19 protein-coding genes and 1 tRNA gene are annotated in these 16,759 nt (G+C 57.6%); 3 read left to right on the forward strand and 17 right to left on the reverse strand.

Annotated features, from left to right (window positions below):
- Nucleotides 1-59: 59 nt before the first annotated feature.
- The gene (locus AB5Z14_RS06395) at nucleotides 60-572 is read right to left on the reverse strand and encodes a PTS sugar transporter subunit IIB (protein ID WP_368130779.1); all 513 of its coding nucleotides are present in this window, start codon (nucleotides 570-572) and stop codon (nucleotides 60-62) included.
- 157 nt (nucleotides 573-729) lie between these two features.
- Between AB5Z14_RS06395 and AB5Z14_RS06400 the strand changes: the two genes are divergently transcribed.
- Both AB5Z14_RS06400 and AB5Z14_RS06405 read left to right on the forward strand, forming a co-directional pair.
- A tRNA-Thr gene (locus AB5Z14_RS06400) sits at nucleotides 730-805 on the forward strand.
- 428 nt (nucleotides 806-1,233) lie between these two features.
- Nucleotides 1,234-1,599: a hypothetical protein gene (locus AB5Z14_RS06405; protein WP_138374234.1), complete on the forward strand. Its 366-nt coding sequence runs from the start codon at nucleotides 1,234-1,236 to the stop codon at nucleotides 1,597-1,599.
- Nucleotides 1,600-1,731: 132 nt separating this feature from the next.
- Here the strand turns inward: AB5Z14_RS06405 and AB5Z14_RS06410 are convergent, their stop codons facing one another.
- From AB5Z14_RS06410 to AB5Z14_RS06420, 3 genes are all read right to left on the reverse strand, one after another.
- Entirely contained in the window at nucleotides 1,732-2,205 is a 474-nt protein-coding gene (locus AB5Z14_RS06410) for a NanQ anomerase/TabA/YiaL family protein (RefSeq protein ID WP_117778978.1), read from the reverse strand.
- 197 nt (nucleotides 2,206-2,402) lie between these two features.
- Nucleotides 2,403-3,338 (reverse strand): hexose kinase, encoded by a 936-nt coding sequence (locus tag AB5Z14_RS06415; RefSeq protein ID WP_117756831.1) that lies wholly within the window; start codon nucleotides 3,336-3,338, stop codon nucleotides 2,403-2,405.
- A 59-nt stretch (nucleotides 3,339-3,397) separates the two neighbouring features.
- On the reverse strand, nucleotides 3,398-4,279 hold the full coding sequence (locus AB5Z14_RS06420; RefSeq protein ID WP_368130780.1) for an aldose 1-epimerase family protein: 882 nt from the start codon (nucleotides 4,277-4,279) through the stop codon (nucleotides 3,398-3,400).
- Nucleotides 4,280-4,435: 156 nt separating this feature from the next.
- Between AB5Z14_RS06420 and AB5Z14_RS06425 the strand changes: the two genes are divergently transcribed.
- A complete protein-coding gene (locus tag AB5Z14_RS06425; RefSeq protein WP_229089801.1) occupies nucleotides 4,436-5,020 on the forward strand; it encodes a flavodoxin domain-containing protein in 585 nt (194 codons plus the stop codon).
- A 75-nt stretch (nucleotides 5,021-5,095) separates the two neighbouring features.
- Here AB5Z14_RS06425 and nagA read toward each other — a convergent pair whose 3' ends face one another.
- The 13 genes from nagA to AB5Z14_RS06490 form a co-directional block, all read right to left on the reverse strand.
- Nucleotides 5,096-6,265 carry an N-acetylglucosamine-6-phosphate deacetylase gene (nagA, locus tag AB5Z14_RS06430; RefSeq protein ID WP_368130781.1) on the reverse strand — a complete coding sequence of 390 codons (1,170 nt, stop codon included), beginning with the start codon at nucleotides 6,263-6,265 and terminating at the stop codon, nucleotides 5,096-5,098.
- Between the two features lie 118 nt (nucleotides 6,266-6,383).
- Nucleotides 6,384-7,550: an AgaS family sugar isomerase gene (locus tag AB5Z14_RS06435; protein WP_368130783.1), complete on the reverse strand. Its 1,167-nt coding sequence runs from the start codon at nucleotides 7,548-7,550 to the stop codon at nucleotides 6,384-6,386.
- Nucleotides 7,551-7,664: 114 nt separating this feature from the next.
- Complete coding sequence (locus AB5Z14_RS06440; RefSeq protein WP_117806791.1) at nucleotides 7,665-8,396, reverse strand: GntR family transcriptional regulator; 732 nt, start codon at nucleotides 8,394-8,396, stop codon at nucleotides 7,665-7,667.
- A gap of 185 nt (nucleotides 8,397-8,581) precedes the next feature.
- On the reverse strand, nucleotides 8,582-9,664 hold the full coding sequence (locus tag AB5Z14_RS06445) for a PTS system mannose/fructose/sorbose family transporter subunit IID (RefSeq protein ID WP_118388351.1): 1,083 nt from the start codon (nucleotides 9,662-9,664) through the stop codon (nucleotides 8,582-8,584).
- Nucleotides 9,654-10,454 (reverse strand): PTS mannose/fructose/sorbose/N-acetylgalactosamine transporter subunit IIC, encoded by an 801-nt coding sequence (locus AB5Z14_RS06450; protein ID WP_022094610.1) that lies wholly within the window; start codon nucleotides 10,452-10,454, stop codon nucleotides 9,654-9,656. Before AB5Z14_RS06450 ends, AB5Z14_RS06445 begins: the two co-directional genes overlap by 11 nt.
- A gap of 90 nt (nucleotides 10,455-10,544) precedes the next feature.
- Nucleotides 10,545-11,027, reverse strand: coding sequence for a PTS N-acetylgalactosamine transporter subunit IIB (gene agaV, locus AB5Z14_RS06455; RefSeq protein WP_022094611.1), 483 nt, complete (start codon nucleotides 11,025-11,027; stop codon nucleotides 10,545-10,547).
- A gap of 36 nt (nucleotides 11,028-11,063) precedes the next feature.
- On the reverse strand, nucleotides 11,064-11,345 hold the full coding sequence (gene yajC, locus AB5Z14_RS06460) for a preprotein translocase subunit YajC (RefSeq protein ID WP_022094612.1): 282 nt from the start codon (nucleotides 11,343-11,345) through the stop codon (nucleotides 11,064-11,066).
- Nucleotides 11,345-11,788 (reverse strand): PTS sugar transporter subunit IIA domain-containing protein, encoded by a 444-nt coding sequence (locus tag AB5Z14_RS06465; protein WP_117743271.1) that lies wholly within the window; start codon nucleotides 11,786-11,788, stop codon nucleotides 11,345-11,347. Before AB5Z14_RS06465 ends, yajC begins: the two co-directional genes overlap by 1 nt.
- A 652-nt stretch (nucleotides 11,789-12,440) precedes the next feature.
- The gene (locus AB5Z14_RS06470; RefSeq protein ID WP_368130784.1) at nucleotides 12,441-12,806 is read right to left on the reverse strand and encodes a hypothetical protein; all 366 of its coding nucleotides are present in this window, start codon (nucleotides 12,804-12,806) and stop codon (nucleotides 12,441-12,443) included.
- A 14-nt stretch (nucleotides 12,807-12,820) separates the two neighbouring features.
- The gene (locus tag AB5Z14_RS06475; protein ID WP_368130786.1) at nucleotides 12,821-13,330 is read right to left on the reverse strand and encodes a hypothetical protein; all 510 of its coding nucleotides are present in this window, start codon (nucleotides 13,328-13,330) and stop codon (nucleotides 12,821-12,823) included.
- A 411-nt stretch (nucleotides 13,331-13,741) separates the two neighbouring features.
- The gene (locus AB5Z14_RS06480; RefSeq protein WP_368130787.1) at nucleotides 13,742-14,833 is read right to left on the reverse strand and encodes a hypothetical protein; all 1,092 of its coding nucleotides are present in this window, start codon (nucleotides 14,831-14,833) and stop codon (nucleotides 13,742-13,744) included.
- A 126-nt stretch (nucleotides 14,834-14,959) separates the two neighbouring features.
- Nucleotides 14,960-16,045, reverse strand: coding sequence for an isocitrate/isopropylmalate dehydrogenase family protein (locus tag AB5Z14_RS06485; RefSeq protein ID WP_368130789.1), 1,086 nt, complete (start codon nucleotides 16,043-16,045; stop codon nucleotides 14,960-14,962).
- A gap of 6 nt (nucleotides 16,046-16,051) precedes the next feature.
- Nucleotides 16,052-16,750, reverse strand: coding sequence for a HEAT repeat domain-containing protein (locus AB5Z14_RS06490; protein WP_368130790.1), 699 nt, complete (start codon nucleotides 16,748-16,750; stop codon nucleotides 16,052-16,054).
- Nucleotides 16,751-16,759: the final 9 nt, after the last annotated feature.

Raw genomic sequence — 16,759 nt, forward strand, 5'->3', positions numbered from 1 at the left:
CTGACCCCATATCGTTGGGGCCAGGCCCGATTTTGCCTCTTGACAATGTCCTGCTCATATTAAAAGGAACGTCCCCAAGTGCCAAGGGTGTCCCCAACGACTAGTTGAATGGGGTCGGGATTGGAGCTGGGGAGGGAGCGGATTTCTAGCTCTATGCCGAGTTCTTGCAGCTCTTTGAAGGCGGCGACGTCTGTGTCGTCTACGGCAACTGTGGGCGTCGCGGGACGCTTGCCCTCCCCTGCTTGCATGTGACCGATACTGATCTTGGTAATGGGCACACCGCCCTTGACCAGCGCGAGCGCATCCGCGGGCGACGCCACCATGATGAGAATCCATTGGCGCGGCGTTGCGGTATGAATGATGTCGATGGTCCTTTGCACCGAGAAAAACCGCGTCCACACGCCCTCGGGCGCCGCGACCCTCATAGGCGCCCACTTGCGCGAATCCGCCGCAATCTCGTCGTTGACGATTAGGACGAGGTTGGAACCCATAGCCTCGTTCCACAGCTCGACGTCTTGCCCGTAAATAAACCGGTCATCGATACGCGTGAGAAGGATCTTGGGTTGAGCCATGGCAGTCCCATTCTGTTTGAGACTCGTAAGAGCGAGACATCACGTCTCCAATATTAGTGCATTTAAAGTGAGAAAAGCCGTCAGAACACTTGCACGGATGTGCGATGTCCCGTATCATAGACAGCCGTTGACGTCTCAGTTGCGTCACCACATGGCCGCCAGCGTAGCTCAGTTGGTAGAGCACCGCTCTCGTAAAGCGGGGGTCACCGGTTCGAGCCCGGTCGCTGGCTCCATTGCACAAGATAGCCGCCTTCGGGCGGCTTTTTTGTTGCCGATTCGCCCACTCGGTGGACTTCGGATTTAATGCTTAGGGGGCGGGGATTTACCAAAGTGAAATTTTAATGAAAAGAAACCCAGCTGCAACAATTGCCATGGTGAGGGCTCGAATTGGCCATATAGATTTAAAATAGCCACGATACCTTCTCTTTTGCTGAAACGATATATCTATACAAGGTTGTGAGCGGAAAACAAAATACGTCGATTGCTATCCGACAAACGGGTCTGGAATTGCATTCACCGGCATTTCGGGGCAGATTGATACACATGTACGAAAGGGAACCTATGTGGTGCGTTGGGTTGGAGCTGCTGCAGGCCCGATATGGATTGCGGTCTTGCGCCCCGATGTCCAAATAGGTTTCTCTCTCTAGACGGGAAGTTGCTCATGGACGCCATATATGACGGAGATGACTGGGTCGATCATTATACTTGGCGCCTGGTCGGCTCGGATGACAATGGGGATGTGGTGTTTGATGGACTATGTCCAAAGCATCTCCATCCTTTTGTCTCGTCGTTAATTGAGAGTTCCGCTCGTGTTGCCCCCTACAGCTCGGCATCGCTTCATGATACGGACGTTTTGAAGACCATAAGGGAATCAATTGACGAGGGCACGATGAGCGGCCCGCTGTTCTCTCGGCTTGTGGGGCTAGATGAGATTGGCTCGAAACGACTGCTTGCGGGCGAAAAGGTGGAACTCACTTATCGGTCGATGATTTCAATCCTGCGGCTAGCCGATGTTCTTCGCAAATAAACAGCTTCCCTATTCAAAAACAGAAAACCCCGCCAAACGTGATCCCCTAGGGAAAACGCATTTGGCGGGGTTCTAGCGTGATTTCTATAGGGGAATCACGCCATCAGACGAACAGCTCAGCCGAGCAGTTCGCTACTCCTCCCAGTAAGCATCTGCAAGCAGCTTAAAGCAAATCTTCTTGACCGGCTGCGCGCCATCGCCCGGGAACTCGAGCGTGGGCATATGAGGCTCGCCGGCAACGAACAGTGCAAACTTGTCATCGGCAAGATCGCCGGCGATCGAAGCGTCGGAATCGACCAGATCGTAGTCATCCTTCTCGTCAAACTCCTGGACCAGCGTCAGGCTGCCCGTAGCGACCTTAAAGGCCTCGCGACCCTCAACATCAATCTGCAGGTCGTGATAGCGCTGATGCGTCTCATAGTGAGCCTCGGCCTCGGGACGCGTCGTGGGAGCCATGACGTTCGCAAAGACCTTGTCGCCCAGAATCGGATGGCTGCCGACCTCGAGCTCCGCCGGATCGTTCTCCTCGAGCCAATCAATCAGCACGTCGAGGCCCTTGAGCATTCCGCGGTATTCCTCGATATCGCCCAATGCACCGTAAATCATCTAAATCCCCTCTCGGATCGTTTCTTTGGCGGCTACTCGGCAAACGCATTGCCGACGCTGTTGCCGCCCACACACGTCTCGACCAGGGTAAGGTCGGGACTGAACACGACAAAGCCGGCGTCGCGCCCCGGCATAATGCTACTGCACTTATCGTCGACATGAGCTAGCAAGCGATGCCGGGGCCGCAACCCAAACTCCTACAGCTCGGTCACGACAACGCCGTTGTAGACCTCGTCCCAACGATCCATGACCAGATGGCCGGTCATGGGATCCATGGCGTTGAGCTTGCCGCAGGTGTTGGCGGTACGCAGCACCGTCTCATCGTCGGCGCCGGCAGCAATCGCATGTGCGAAGCCGGCAATGGTCGAATCGCCAGAGCCCGTGGCGTTAACGGCAGGGATATCGGGCGTCTTTGCGCGGAACGCGCGGCCATTGTGGAAGCCAACGGAGCCGGCAGCGCCCATGGACACGACGACCCAGGGAATATCGGAGAAGCGAGCATCAGAGGCGAGCGCGGCGCGGAGCTCATCCACATCGTCAGTGGTAAAGCTCGTGCCCAGAAGGCCGTTGATCTCGGTCAAATTAGGCTTGACCAGCTCGGGCTTAATTTCGGACTTGAGCGCCGCCTCGAGCGAAGCACCCGAGGTATCGAGCAGCACCTTGGCGCCGGCGTTCTCGGCAATGCCCGTGATCTTGGCATAGTAGTCCGCCTCGACGCCGCGGGGCAGCGAACCCGAGATGGTGACGACGTCGGCCTTGCCCGCAAGCTCGGTAAACTTGGCGGTAAAGGCATCGAGCTCCTCGGGGGCAATTGTCGGGCCGCTCTCGAGCAGCTCGGTCTGGTTGCCGGCGTGGAGGATGTTCAGGCAAATGCGAGTCTCGCCCTTGATGGGCACAAAGTCGTTGTTAATACCGTTGGCGTCCATGAGCTCAGCCATGTAGGCGCCCATGTGACCGCCGAGCAGACCGGTTGCCACAACGTCGTCGCCCAGCTGACCCAGCACACGGGCCACGTTGAGGCCCTTGCCGCCGGCGGTCTTTTCGGGCGTCACACGGTTGACGTCGTCGATAACGAGCTCATCGAGCTGATAGCGCGTATCGACAGACGGGTTCATCGTAACGGTGAGGATCATTTTTAGCTCCTTATCTCGCAGGCTCCTTGTGCCTCGCGATACGAGTCGACAAAACGGAATTACAGAATCTCGATCGTGAACGAGCGCACGATGGTTTCTTTGGGCTTGGCGATAAGACAGCCGCGCTTGTGCTCAAGCACGTCGTCCTCATCGGAGCAGGTCGAAAGGCCGCCCCAGGGTTCAACTGCCACAAAATCGCCCTCGGGCTTGCTCCACACAATGAGATATGGGAAGCCCTCAAAGCTCAGGCGGACGCCCTTGTCCTCGCCCTTCTTGGAAAGCGTGACCTGACGGCTCTCGAGCACGTCAAAGATGGTCTCCGCAAAATCGAAGAGCTCATGCGACAGAGGCAGCGTCTTTCCCACCATGGGGTTCTTGGAGCGCCTGTCCACATCAATCAAGCCAGTCGAAGGGACAGCGGTGCAAAGCTCCGCAGCCTCGTCCTTCTCAAAGCGCAGCTCGTAGTCCGTATAGGCCTCGCCCTCATCGAGCGGGCACCTAAAGCCGGGATGACCGCCAATAAAGAACGGCATGTCCTCGGTGCCCTCGTTGGTCACCTCATAGGTGACACGCACGGCGGCGTCCTCGAGCGTATAGCGGGCGACAAGCTTAAACGGATACGGATAATCGCTCAGCAGCGCGGCGTTATCCTCCGATGCCAGGCACATAGCCAGCTCGTTTGCGCTTTGGCTCAACAGCTTCCACTCCTGCTTGCGCGCAAAGCCGTGGCGGGCGAGCTTCACACGATGCCCGGCAAACGTCATGGCGCTACCATCGCGCAGGCCTCCGCAAATCGGAAAGCAGACCGGCGCCTGGCCGGACCACACCGCGGGATCACCCTGCCACAAATACTCGCGTCCGTCAGCCTCAATCGAGGTAAACGAGCCGCCAGCCGTAGAAACCTTGATAGAAATCGAATCGTTGGAAAGAGCGTATTCCATTATCCATCCTTTCGGACAACTGCTTTTTTCATGCAAGCGCCCGTCTCAATCCTAGTCAGAGGACAAACCCGCGCGCTCGTCGATGTGTCCGGTATCCCAGCCATACAACGGGGTACCATACAGACATTGATGCAATTACAGCTGAAAGGCCTTCTTATGCGAACCATCATCCTTTATGCCTCACGCCACCACGGCAATACGAAAAAGCTCGTGGACGCCATTGTCGAGGCGCACCCCGAAATCGATACCCTCGACGTGAAGTCACTCGGTAAAAACGAGTACCCCAACCTGCACGAATATCATCTGATCGGCGTCGCCACGGGCATCTATTACTCCGAGATCGACAAGGACATGGCACGTGTGCTCACCAATGTGCTGCAGCCGCAGGACAAGGTGTTTGGCCTTATGACCTACGGTGGCAAAAACAAGTGGTACGGCAAGGATATCGATGGCATCTGCCGCATGAGGCAGGCCATCTTTATGGGTGTTTACGGCTGCCCCGGCTTTGATACGTGGGGGCCGTTCAAACTCACTGGCGGTGTCCAAAAGGGACACCCGACCGCTGAAGAAATTAAGGGCGCCGTCGACTTCTTCGACAAGATCGAAGACGAGTACGGCGACATCATCGTCGAAGAGTATGCCAAGCGCGAGAAGCGTCTAGCCTACGAGAAGGAGCATCCTGCAGGAGGCCTGGTGGCCGGCGTCAAGCGCACGGCAAAGAAGATCGCTAACAAGCTGTAACTGTAAAGGTGCTTTTGAGCGTTTAACCCATACGGCGGGTCCGAGCAGATTCGGGCCCGCCGTCTTTTTCTATCGTTACTCGGTAAAGGCGTTGCCGACGCTCTGGCCGCCAACATACGTCTCGACGAGGGTGAGCTCATGGTCGAACACGACAAAGTCGGCGTCGCGACCTGGCATGATGCTGCCGCACTTATCCTCGATGTGCGCAGAGCGAGCCGGCACCTCGGTTGCCATGCGAATGGCGATATCGGCGCTGGCGATGCCCCAATCGACAACGTTCTTGACGCCCTGGGCAAGCGTGAGCACCGAGCCGGCAATGCTCTTGCCGTCGGCGAGCCAGCACAGGTTGTCCTTCATGATGACGTCCATGCCGCCGCTGGTGTAGCTGCCCTCGGGCATGCCGCCGCAGCCAAGGCAGTCGGTGATGAGCACCGTGTGCTGCCAGCCCTTTGCCTGCAGCAGCGCCTTGATGGCGGCAGGGTTCACGTGCTTGCCGTCACAGATGATCTCGGCGTAGGTCTCGGGCGTGGACATGGCGGCACCCACGACACCGGGCTCACGGTGATGCAGCCCGCGCTGGCCGTTATAGGTATGCGTAAAACAGCTGGCACCGGCGTTGATGGCGGCGATGCACTCATCGTAGGTGGCGTCGGAGTGACCGATGCTGGTCACCACACCCTTGGCGTTCAGAGCAGCCGCATAAGCAGCGGCACCGTCGCGCTCGGCCGCCATGGCGCTCTTAACGATGCGACCACCCGCAGCCTCCTGCCACTGATCGAAGACCTCTTCGGAGGGATCGATCAGGTAAGCGGGGTTCTGCGCGCCCACGTGCTTCATGGTAAAGAAGGGGCCCTCCAGGTAGATGCCCTGAATGCGAGCACCGCAGAAGTCGGGGCCGCGACCCTCGTCCGCCTGAGCGATGGCGGCGCAGGCATCCTTGATCTGCTCGACGCCATCGGTGAACGTCGTGGGCAGCCAGCTGGTGGTGCCGCGACGGGCGAGCTCGGTCGAGCTGATATCGATGCCCTCGGGATCGTTATCGGTAGTTGAGTGGTTGTAGAAGCCATGGATGTGAGTATCGACCATACCCGGTGCGATCCACGATCCCGTGTAGTCCTTAATCTCGCAAGAGGGCTCGTCGGCCTGCCAGGCGCCAAAGACGCCATCCTCGACCATAAGATAGCCGCCCAGTTGCGGGCCTGCCGGCAAGAAGAACTTGTCAGCCTTAATTGCGTACGTGCTCATATGCACTCCTTGCTTCTAAAGCAGTTGACTGTGGTAATGCTTATACCCGGTCCATGTAAAAACAAAAAGCGCCCGCCCGCCGTTATGAGCGGACGGGCGCCCTTACAGGGGGACGCGATTAAGCGGTGAAGGGGTGAATCGTCACGCCCTTAACCACGCGGTTGACCGTGCCGGTGGGGCTCGGCGTATCGGGCGTGTTGCCCACGCGCACGGAGTTGAGCAGGCTGATAGCCTGGGCAAACATCACGAACGGCAGGGCAAGGTAGCCCTCGGGAAGCGCCTCGTAGCCCTTAAAGGTGAAGGACTCGCCCTCGTAGACGGTAGCACCTTCCTGCTGAACGGCAATGGTGTGCTGAGCGATCTTGTCGCCACCGATCTCGTTGAGAATGTCGATGTCGTACTGACGGGTGTAGGCGTCGTTGTTGACGAACACGAAGACGAGCGTCTTATCGTCGACGAAGGACTTAGGTCCGTGACGATAGCCCATGGAGGTGTCGTAGGAAGTAGCGACCAGACCGTGAGCGAGCTCGAGGATCTTGAGCTGGCTCTCCTGGGCAAGGCCACCGAAGGAGCCAGAACCCAAGTAGGTCACGCGGTTGAAGTCGCCAGCGAGGTAATCGGCGACCTCGGACTCGCGAGCGATAACCTCCTCGCCCATCTTGGCGATGGTCTCGACCCACTCGGCCTTCTGCTCGTCGGAGGCAGTGTCGAAAATTAGGGTGGAGAGCAGGGTCATGCAGGAATAAGAACCGGTCATGGCGAAGCCCTTGTCGTTGGCGCGCGGAATGAGCAGCGTCAGCGCGTTGGGATCATCGGCAGACTCGACGGCAAGCTTGCCCTCGGGAGCGCAGGTGATGTTGAGGAACTTGACGTTGTGGACGAGCTCCTTGGCAACGGCAACGGCGGCAAGGCTCTCGGGGCTGTTGCCAGAGCGGGCAAAGGAAACCACGAGGGTGGGATCCTCGGCGCGCAGGAAGTCACGCGGAGCGCTCACGATGTCGGTCGTGGCGATGGGCTTAAAGTCGTAGAGATCAGTGTTGCCAGCGTGACGCAGGTACGGGGCGCAGGTATCGCCAACGTAGTCGGACGTACCGGCACCGGTGAAGACAACGGACAGACGGCCCTCGCCCATAGCGCGAGCCTCGGCCAGAAAGGCCTCGATGGCCTCCTTGTTCTCGCGGTAGATGTTGAGCGTATCACGCCAAAGCTCGGGCTGCTGAGCAATCTCGGCCGTGGTGATCTGGGCGCCGAGCTCGGTGAGCTCCTCGACACTCTTCTCGAACATTTCTAATACCTCTCTCTAGAAGTAATCCTCTGACGTGCAATTATACACTTCGGTTGGTTATCTGGTAGTAACCAGTTAAATGCAAAGAATCATCATATGGAAACGATGCGAACACTAGTTGCTACGCTGGTGGTAGACCTTGTATTTAAACTGATCGGCACGAGCAACCGAGAGCGTATACTCCACAACCTCGTTTGACTCGTTATACGTAGTCCTGACCAAATCGAGCACAGGCGAGCCCTCGACAATTCCCAAAAGGTGAGCATCGGTGGGACGGGCTATGCTCGCATAGAACTCCTCTTCGGCCACGCGAATCTTTTGCTGAAAGTCCTGCTCAATCACATCGTAAAGCGGCTTACGCTCCAGCAGCGGTCGCTTTAGGGACAGAAATTGACGAACCGGTAGATAGCTGCGTTCGACCATCATGGGCATGTTGTCGGCAGAACGAAGGCGCTTGAGCTTAAAAATGCGATCACCGATACGCAATCCCATATGCTCGGCCAGATTCTTATCGGCCTCCATCTCGCAAAACTCGAGAATCGTGGTCTCGGGGTCGCGACCCATCGCGCGCATCTGCTCGGTAAAGCTGTAGGACTGCATAAGATTGGTTGCCTTTGCCGAACGGTCGGTCACAAAGGTACCGCGACCGTGCTGCCGAACCACCAGTCCTAAACGCTCCAGTTCCTGCAGAGCCAGGCGTACCGTAGTGCGCGAGAGACCATAGCGCTCCGAAAGTTCGCGCTCGGAAGGAATCATGTCACCGGCGCGATATTCATGGTCAATCTTTTCAGTCAGAATATCGACCAGCTGATCGTACAGCGGTTGCTTACGCGCTCCGATCGCCATCCTATCCTCCCTTTTGCTCGAATTCGGCTAACTACCTAGGGTGTTAAGCATTATCTGTCTGCCACACCCGAATCATCAAGAAAACAAAAGCCGCGCGCTCTTTAGAGCACGCGGCTTTTAACATACACATGGCTTAAGGGGTCGGGGTGTGAGCCGCGTAGGGACACACCCCTCAAGCTAGAGCCTTACCAGATGCTCGGCCAGAGACCAAGCGGGCCAGCGCCCAGGATGCCCAGGACGAAGAGCAGCAGAATGCCCTTGGTCGGGGTCCAGCTGTGCTTAGCGAACATGTAGTAAAGCAGCAGCGTAAGCATAAGCGGGACGAGCTTCGGGACGATGGTGTTGAGGGTGTCGGCAACAGAGAAGTTGACCGGATCCTCGGTGACGGTGCCGTAGGTAACGGACTCCATGCCGTTGCCCAGATCGGTGACGCCGCACGTGACAGCGTTGCCGTCGGCATCGGAAGCGGTGAGGGCGTTGCCGTCCTCATCGGTCATGGCGATGGTACCGGCCTCAGCGGTCTCGGTATCGATGCCCTCCATACCGGTGAAGTTCTCGGCCTCCTTCTCGGAGACGATCACGGTAGTAGCGGAGAGGCCACGGGTGGTGCCGTTGGGGATCTGGAGGTTGATCTGGGTGCCACCCATGGTGACGACCAGGCAACCGACGACGAAGACGCCCATGATGGAAGCGGCGCGCGTGAAGGCCTGCATGTTGGCGGTCAGAGCGTCAATAGCGCTGGTGCCAAGCTTGTAGGACCAGTTCATGAGCCAGAAGCGCAGAGCGAACTGGACGACGTTGAAGATCACCAGGAAGATGATCGGCGCAGCGGCGTTGCCGTTGATGGCCATGTTGGAGGTGATGCCGGCCGTGATAGGCACGAGCGTCAGCCAGAACAGGGCGTCACCGATACCACCGAGCGGGCCCATTGCGGCGACGCGGACGGCGCGGATCGTGGGGATGTCAACCTTGTTCTGCTCGAGCGAAAGCACGATGCCCATAACAAAGGTGACGAGGAACGGGTGAGTGTTGAAGAACTCCAGGTTGTGGCTCATGGAAGCCGCGAGGTCGTTCTTGTTGGTGTGGATCTTCTCCAGACCGGGGATGATGGAGTAGAGCCAGCCAGCGGCCTGCATGCGCTCGTAGTTGAACGATGCCTGCAGGAAGCAGGAGCGCCAAGCCATCTTGTTGAGGGTCTTCTGGTCGAGCTGCGGAGCAGGAGTGAGATCCTCGTAGTGCTCCGGGATCACATACTCATTAGATGCCATCTTCGAAGTCACCTCCGTCAGAAACAGCTGCACCCTTCAGCTCGGTCTGCTGCTGGAAGTCCCAGAAAGCGATGCCGAAGCCGATGAGAGCGAGGATGAGCAGAGCAGGGGTTGCCAGCGAATCGTTGGCAACGGTGATGAGCGCGAGGCCAAAGCCCATGAGGAAGAAGCCCCACATATCGCGGTTCATCATAACCTTGAGCAGGACGGCGAAGCCGACGAAGCGCATCATGCCGCCTGCAGCGGAGAGACCGGTCTGCAGCCAAGTCGGGATGGCAGAAGCGATGGTCTGACCGATGGTAGCGCCAGCGATGAAGAACAGGGTGACGACGACAGCGAAGATCAGGCCGAGCAGAGCCATGGCGAAGTAGTTCAGGCGCTCGATGCCCTTGGTGTCCGCGTTGTGAGCCATGTTATCGGCCGTGGACATAAGCGGGGACATAAGCGTGAAGACCAGGGTAACGCCAAGCTGGCCAAGCAGAGCGAACGGAATGGCGAGGCCGACTGCCGCGTTGGGCTCGAGGCCCGTGGCGATAGCGAGAATGGCTGCCATGATGCCGCCGATGACGGCGTTAGGCGGCTGAGCGCCTCCGATCGGCATGTTGCCGATCGTCATGAGCTGATAGGTACCACCCACGAGAAGACCGGTGTTGAGGTCGCCAAGGATAAGACCGATGACGGCGCCGGTGACGATGGGCTGATAGAGAGACTCGAGGAAGTCAAACTGGTCGATTGCCGCGATGAACGTGACGACGAAGACCAGAGCGATCTGGATGATCGAGTATTCCATCTTGCTCCTCCTTTCAAAATGTATGTACGCACTTTGGATTTCACGTACAGAACGTCAGGGTTTCACTCCTGACAACGTGGATCACGAGGATTACGAGAAGAGCTTGCTCGTGTCCTCAACAGGCGTGCTCGGAACGCGCCTGATCTCCAACTCCACCCCCAATTCCTGCAGCTCTTTAAACGCAGCGACATCCTCGTCGTTAACTGCGACGGAGGTGGCGACTTGGCGCTTTCCTTCCGACATGTGCATGTTGCCGATGTTTACCTTCTTTATAGGCACACCGCCCTTGACGAGCGTAAGCACGTCTTCCGGTGTTTCGGCCACGATGAAGATCTTCTGGCGCGGGCTCGCCTTGCCAATGACGTCGATGGTCTTCTGCAGAGAGAAGAAACGCGTAGCGACGCCGGCGGGAGCGGCCATCTTCATGAGGTTCTGGCGCATGGTGTTGGACGCCACGTCGTCGTTGGCGACGAGGATGAGGTTGGAGCCCAGGGTGGAGTTCCACTGGGTGGCAACCTGACCATGAACCAGTCGGTTATCGATGCGGGTAAGAAGAATGTTGGGTTCTGCCATGTTGATCAGCTTCCTTTCGTTATTTGCTGACGACAGTTACTTGATCTCCTGAATCGCGTAACGCGAAACATCTACGACGGCTCCGGATCGGACTTTGATCTGGACCTTCTCGCCTTCGATGCCTTTGACGGTTCCGTAGATACCGCCGGCGAAAAGAACCTCCTGACCCGGCTTGAGCTCGGTGTGCAGCTCCTTGAAGTACTTCTGCTTCTTCTTCATGTTGATTTGCGACCAGATGGTGTAAATCAAGCCCATGATGACAAGCAGGCCTAAAAGAGCGACCGAGGAGCTCAGGACGTTGGCTCCGAAATCGGCCATTAGATGCCGTCCTCGTCGCCGAAGATATCCTCTTCGTCGGAGCCGGCAACGGATGCGACCGTCTGGGCGGTGATGCCCGTCTGGCCAACGGTCACGGCCTGCTCGCCAAGCTCGGCGAGCGTGGCATTGCCGCGGAGGAACAGAAGCTCAATAACCATGGGAAGGTTGGTGCCAGTCAGAACCTCGACGTTGTCGACATCCTGGGCAATCATCATCGACTGGTTGAACGGGGTGCCGCCAAGCAGGTCGGTAAAGACGAGCACGCCATCGCACTCCTCGCGCATGGCGGTAATAGCGGCGCGGAGATCCTCACCGTAAGAAGCAGCCTGGTCGCCCTCAAAAGGAACGACGGTAAAAGCGGGCTGGTCGCCGGCAACCATAGCGATAGCGCTAGCTAGGCCGGGTGCGAACTGTCCATGACCGGTAAGAATAAAGCCAACCATTCAAATTTCCCTTCCGAAGGTGTGTACAATCTGAGTCCGATGATTTTCGGAAGCCAGCGGGCGCTCGCCCTTAAAGCTTCTTAGAAAGCGTTCTTTGAAGACCAGTGGTTTCTAAACTGGTAGTAACCACGTGACGTGTTGTTGTCACTATATCACCCCAGAAGAGGTCGCTTTCGTTGATTCATACGGTAAAACGTTTTTGCACCGCTCACGGTGATATTTCGACCGTTTACCGGTCGTTAACACTTCTACCTGCGGTTTTGAAACCGTTTCGAAATGCTTTGGCAAAAGATCGGAACTTTTCCTGTCCCTAAACAACGCAGGGCGGCTAAAAATAGCGTGTAGAAAAATTGCAGGTCATTATGAAGATTTGTGAATTGGTCTTTTTGACTTAATACCAGTTAGAACCAGTTTTGCAATTATCGGTGAACGGTAGTTTTTGACCGTTCACCGGTCATTTGCAATCGTTTTCAGCCGTTTTCCCACATGAATTGAGGAAAGTTACCAGGTCCTCGGCGTTCGTGCTGCCCCGTCCATCGCGGTCTACGGGGCTAACGATATGGCACCATGGGGGCACTCGTATGTCAATTCCGGTCTAACAGAGCCAATTAAAAACGGGACAAGTGATGTAGCTCACTTGTCCCGTTTTTATTTATTTTCGAAGAGCATCGGCCAGCCGCAGGATTGAAACCATCGAATGATAGGCGAGCTCCACCTTTTCACCCGCAAGCAGTCGTTTTGAGCTAGCCTCATCTAGCCCCACAAGCCGAGAAAACAGCAAGCTGCTCATCATGCCCTCGTCAATAGAGTCATTTATGATTTTAAGAACGTCCGCATCATTAAGCGATGCCGAGCTGTAAGGGGCAACACGAGCGGAACTCTCAATTAACGATGAGACAAAAGGATGGAGATGCTTTGGGCATAGCCCATCAAACACCACATCCCCATTGTCATTCGAGCCGACCAGGCGCCAAGTATAATGTTCGACCCAATCATCCCCGTCATATATGGTGTCCACAAGTGACCTCCCGACTAAAGGGAGAAACCTATTTGGACATCGGGGCGCAAGACGGCAATCCATATCGGGCCTGCGGCAGCTCCAACCCAACGCACCACATAGGTTCCTTTCCGTACATGCGTATCAATCTGCCCCGAAATGCCAGTGAAGGCAATTCCTGAACCGTTTGTCGGATAGCAATCGACGTATTTTTGTTTTCCGCTCACAACCTTGTATAGATATATCGTTCCAGCGAAAGAAAAGGGGTCGTTGGCAATTTTGTCCGGAAGAACTTGCCACCTCAAAATCCCGCTTCCGATATGGTCGAGCTTGACCGTTCCGCCGTCCCCCTCAAAAGTGGCAAGGGGATTTACCCCAGACTGAGAGTCGGCATCGCCCTCCTTAGCGGTTATCAGCAGGCTGCCCGTATAAGACTGCTGAGGCTCACCTTCAGGACAGGCAGCCTCGGCCCAAGAAGGGCTGCTCAGACAGAACAGTCCGAGCAGCATCATTACTAACAAAAGAAAACTCTTAGATCTTTTCATCTATATCCCCAACATCTCTCAATATTTGTATATTGTGACTATTTTAGATTTATATAACCAACTCGAGCCCTTAGCAAGTCAATTGCTGCAGCAGGTTATATTTCTTTTGGCTCTGTTAGACCAGAATTGACATACGAGTGTTCCCATGGTGCCATATCGTTAGCCCCGTAGACCGCGACGGACGGGGCAGCATGAACGCCGAGGACCTGGTAACCACCTTCAAACGGGACATGGCGAAGCTGAGCGGGGCCGAGCGCCGCCGCGCGATCGATAGCCTCTTTGGGCTTAAAGGGTAATTATCAATTAGCAAGCCACCGTTACCCTCAACGCAAAAAGCCCGCCAGAACGATGTCCGTTCTGGCGGGCTCAATCAGTTGTATCGGCTACGTGCTCGGCAGCTTAAGGCATCCCTTACGCAAACAGGCCATAGATGCTGATGTTGGCCTTGGCGTACAGGCCGTTGGCATATTCGGTCCACTTGGAGCTGGCGCTCGAAGCCTGCGAGGAATACTGCTGATAGGCGGTGTAATAGGCGGTCATGGCCTGCTTGTAGGTAGCGCTATCGGCCGTAAAGGCATCGTCAGCGAAGGCCTTAGCGTAGGTGCTATCGGCGTCCTTCCAGGTGCCCTTTTCGCTATCCCACTCGTCGCCGGCAAGTTTGATGATGTAGTCGGCGTAGTCCTTGCTCGCAGTCTCCTCGTTGCCGTCAGCAGGCTCGGTCGGGGCGGTCGGCATGCTTGCGGAGCTGTCGCCCACCTTCTTCTTGTAGAGCTTCTGCAGCGTCGCGGACTGACGGACGATCTGCTTGGCCTGGTCCTTGGACACGCCGTACTGCTTGGCCATGGTCTTGTAGTCGGAGGTGCCGATGGAATCCTCGGCGTACTGCTTCATCTCCTTAGAAGAAACGGTAATGCCCTCGTCCTCGGCAGCGTCCAGCAGAATCTTGTTGCGCACGTAGGACAGGATGACGTCGGCAGAGGGAGCGGTGTAGTTGCCATCGCTATCCTTGACGGTGTCGAGGCTGTACTGGCTCTCAATGGCCTCGCGCGCGGTGATGTCGCTCTTCTTGCCGTTGTAGCTGTAGCTCGCCACGGTCGAATCGAGCTGGTCCTCGGTCAGGGTCGCCGAGCCGACGCCCTTGCCGCCAAAACCACCGTTGCCGATAAAGAAGCCGACCACGGCAGCGATCACGACGGCGACCACGAAGGCAGCAATCATCGTCTTCTTATGCTTGGAGGCGTGGTCGTTCTCGTCGGTATCGGCGTCGTCGCCCTCGTCCTGTTCCTCGGGCATCAGATTCTCGTCGGCAGCATCCGCAGCGATCTGAGCCTCCAGACGGGCATCCTCTTCCTCGGCGGTCGTACCGGCGGCAATATGCTCGGCAGACGTACCGGCGACCAGATCGATCTTCTCTTCCTCGTCACCGTCGGGACCCTCGCCGCGCTCGATGATCTGGATGCCGTCGATCTCGTCCTTCTCGTCCTTCTTTTGAATCAGACCCATATCGGTTACTCCTTGTTAGGAAACATAGTCCCCAATAGAATACGCCCGGCAGAGCGCCGGGCGTATTGATTCTTAGGTTATACGCAAACACTTAAGTACTATTTAGGCGTTTGCAGCGTGCATACCTTAGGCCAGGTGCGCGATAACGGCATCGGCGAAGGCCTGCGTGCCCACAGCACCCTCGACGGAGCCAGTCTGGGCACGACGCACGTCACCGGTAACCTGCTCGCCCTCGTCGAGCGTGGCAGAGACGGCGGCGCGAATGCGATTGGCAGCGTCGTTCTCGCCCAGGTGATCGAGCATCATCGCAGCAGAGAGGATCTCGGCTGTGGGGTTGGCGATATCCTTGTCCGCGATATCGGGTGCGGAGCCATGCGTGGCCTCAAAGATGGCGCAGTCGGCACCGATGTTGGAGCCGGGGGCCATACCCAAGCCGCCCACCAGGCCGGCGCACAGGTCGCTCACGATGTCGCCGTACAGGTTGGGCAGCACCAGGACATCGAAGTCGTTGGGGTTCTGGACCAGGCCCATGCAGGTGGCGTCGACGATCTTGTCGTTGAACTCGATATCGGGATAGCTGGCGGCCACCTCGCGCGCCACGCGCAGGAACAGGCCGTCGGTCGCCTTCATGATGTTGGCCTTGTGCACGGCCGTCACCTTTTTGCGGCCGCAGCGGCGGGCATACTCAAAGGCATACTCCACAATGCGGCGGCTCTTGGCGATAGAGATCGGCTTGATCGAGATCGCGGAATCGGCGGCGAAGGTCTTTTGGCCCGAACGTTCGACGAGCTGCGAGAGCTCCTCGACCTCGGCAGCGCCCTCATCGAACTCGATGCCGGCGTAGAGGTCCTCGGTGTTCTCGCGCACGATAACCAGGTCGACGTCGCGGAAGCGCGAGCTGTCACCCGGCTGCGACAGGCAGGGGCGCACGCAGGCGTACAGGTCGAATTGCTTGCGCAGGGCCACGTTGACGCTGCGGAAACCCGTGCCGACCGGCGTGGTGATGGGGCCCTTGATGGCAACCTTGGTCTCGGCGACCGCATCGAGCACGTGCTGGGGCAGCGGCGTGCCAAACTCGTCCATGACGCCGGCACCGGCCTCCTGGACGTTCCAATTGATCTGGACACCGGCAGCCTCGACCACGCGGCGCATGGCCTGCGTAATCTCGGGACCGATACCGTCACCGGGAATCAGGACTACATCGTGCGCCATAATCTGTTACTCCTCGTCTTCGGCGTCGTCAGATTTTTTAACGCTAGCACGCTTCTTCTTTTTGGAGAGATCCAGGCCAAAACGTTTAACAAGCATTTCGCAAATCTCGCTCGAACGGGCCTTGAGATAGCTGCCCTTGCCGTTCTCGGCGTCGAACTTAAGGCGCAGCGCGAGCTTCTCGGCAACCTCGGCGTCGATCTCGCCCTGGCAAAACTCGTACAGGCAACCGAGCATGTCGCGATACTCAAGGTCGCCGTGGTAGCACTGGATGGCCTCGTCCAGGATGGGCCAAGCCTCGCGCGAACGCTCGACGCTCGTGGCACCCCACACGCACAGCAGGCGGAAGGCGGCATAGCGCAGCGTGGAGGAGATCTCGTCGAACAGCGCAGTCTCGGCGCCCTCAAAGGCATCGCCCAGCTGCTCGGGGCAGGTGGTAGCGAGCGCCGTCAGGGCATCGAGGGCCTCCCAGCGGGTCTGCGCCTCGGGGCGGTCGAGCGCCTCGATCAGCGCGGGCACGCAGGGCACGACGCGCTGCGAATCGCGCTCGGCAAGCAGGTGAAGCACGCGGGCGGCAAACTGGCGGATGCGGCGCGTGGGGCAGCCGAGCTCCTTGACCAGGCGGTCGACGGCGTTCTCGTTCTCCTCTGCCAGCTGAAGCTGTGCCAGTTCCTCGTCGGTGAGCTGTTCGTCTTTGTTTTCTGCCATAGTTACCTC

It is taken from the genome of Collinsella aerofaciens (genome assembly GCF_040910265.1).
Classification (GTDB): Bacteria; Actinomycetota; Coriobacteriia; order Coriobacteriales; family Coriobacteriaceae; genus Collinsella; species Collinsella aerofaciens_BK.

Coding starts and splice junctions, on each gene's coding strand:
- AB5Z14_RS06395 (WP_368130779.1), bottom strand. CDS start 572: ATGGCTCAACCCAAGATCCTTCTCACGCGTATCGATGACCGGTTTATT.
- AB5Z14_RS06405 (WP_138374234.1), top strand. CDS start 1,234: ATGGACGCCATATATGACGGAGATGACTGGGTCGATCATTATACTTGG.
- AB5Z14_RS06410 (WP_117778978.1), bottom strand. CDS start 2,205: ATGATTTACGGTGCATTGGGCGATATCGAGGAATACCGCGGAATGCTC.
- AB5Z14_RS06415 (WP_117756831.1), bottom strand. CDS start 3,338: ATGATCCTCACCGTTACGATGAACCCGTCTGTCGATACGCGCTATCAG.
- AB5Z14_RS06420 (WP_368130780.1), bottom strand. CDS start 4,279: ATGGAATACGCTCTTTCCAACGATTCGATTTCTATCAAGGTTTCTACG.
- AB5Z14_RS06425 (WP_229089801.1), top strand. CDS start 4,436: ATGCGAACCATCATCCTTTATGCCTCACGCCACCACGGCAATACGAAA.
- nagA (WP_368130781.1), bottom strand. CDS start 6,265: ATGAGCACGTACGCAATTAAGGCTGACAAGTTCTTCTTGCCGGCAGGC.
- AB5Z14_RS06435 (WP_368130783.1), bottom strand. CDS start 7,550: ATGTTCGAGAAGAGTGTCGAGGAGCTCACCGAGCTCGGCGCCCAGATC.
- AB5Z14_RS06440 (WP_117806791.1), bottom strand. CDS start 8,396: ATGGCGATCGGAGCGCGTAAGCAACCGCTGTACGATCAGCTGGTCGAT.
- AB5Z14_RS06445 (WP_118388351.1), bottom strand. CDS start 9,664: ATGGCATCTAATGAGTATGTGATCCCGGAGCACTACGAGGATCTCACT.
- AB5Z14_RS06450 (WP_022094610.1), bottom strand. CDS start 10,454: ATGGAATACTCGATCATCCAGATCGCTCTGGTCTTCGTCGTCACGTTC.
- agaV (WP_022094611.1), bottom strand. CDS start 11,027: ATGGCAGAACCCAACATTCTTCTTACCCGCATCGATAACCGACTGGTT.
- yajC (WP_022094612.1), bottom strand. CDS start 11,345: ATGGCCGATTTCGGAGCCAACGTCCTGAGCTCCTCGGTCGCTCTTTTA.
- AB5Z14_RS06465 (WP_117743271.1), bottom strand. CDS start 11,788: ATGGTTGGCTTTATTCTTACCGGTCATGGACAGTTCGCACCCGGCCTA.
- AB5Z14_RS06475 (WP_368130786.1), bottom strand. CDS start 13,330: ATGAAAAGATCTAAGAGTTTTCTTTTGTTAGTAATGATGCTGCTCGGA.
- AB5Z14_RS06480 (WP_368130787.1), bottom strand. CDS start 14,833: ATGGGTCTGATTCAAAAGAAGGACGAGAAGGACGAGATCGACGGCATC.
- AB5Z14_RS06485 (WP_368130789.1), bottom strand. CDS start 16,045: ATGGCGCACGATGTAGTCCTGATTCCCGGTGACGGTATCGGTCCCGAG.
- AB5Z14_RS06490 (WP_368130790.1), bottom strand. CDS start 16,750: ATGGCAGAAAACAAAGACGAACAGCTCACCGACGAGGAACTGGCACAG.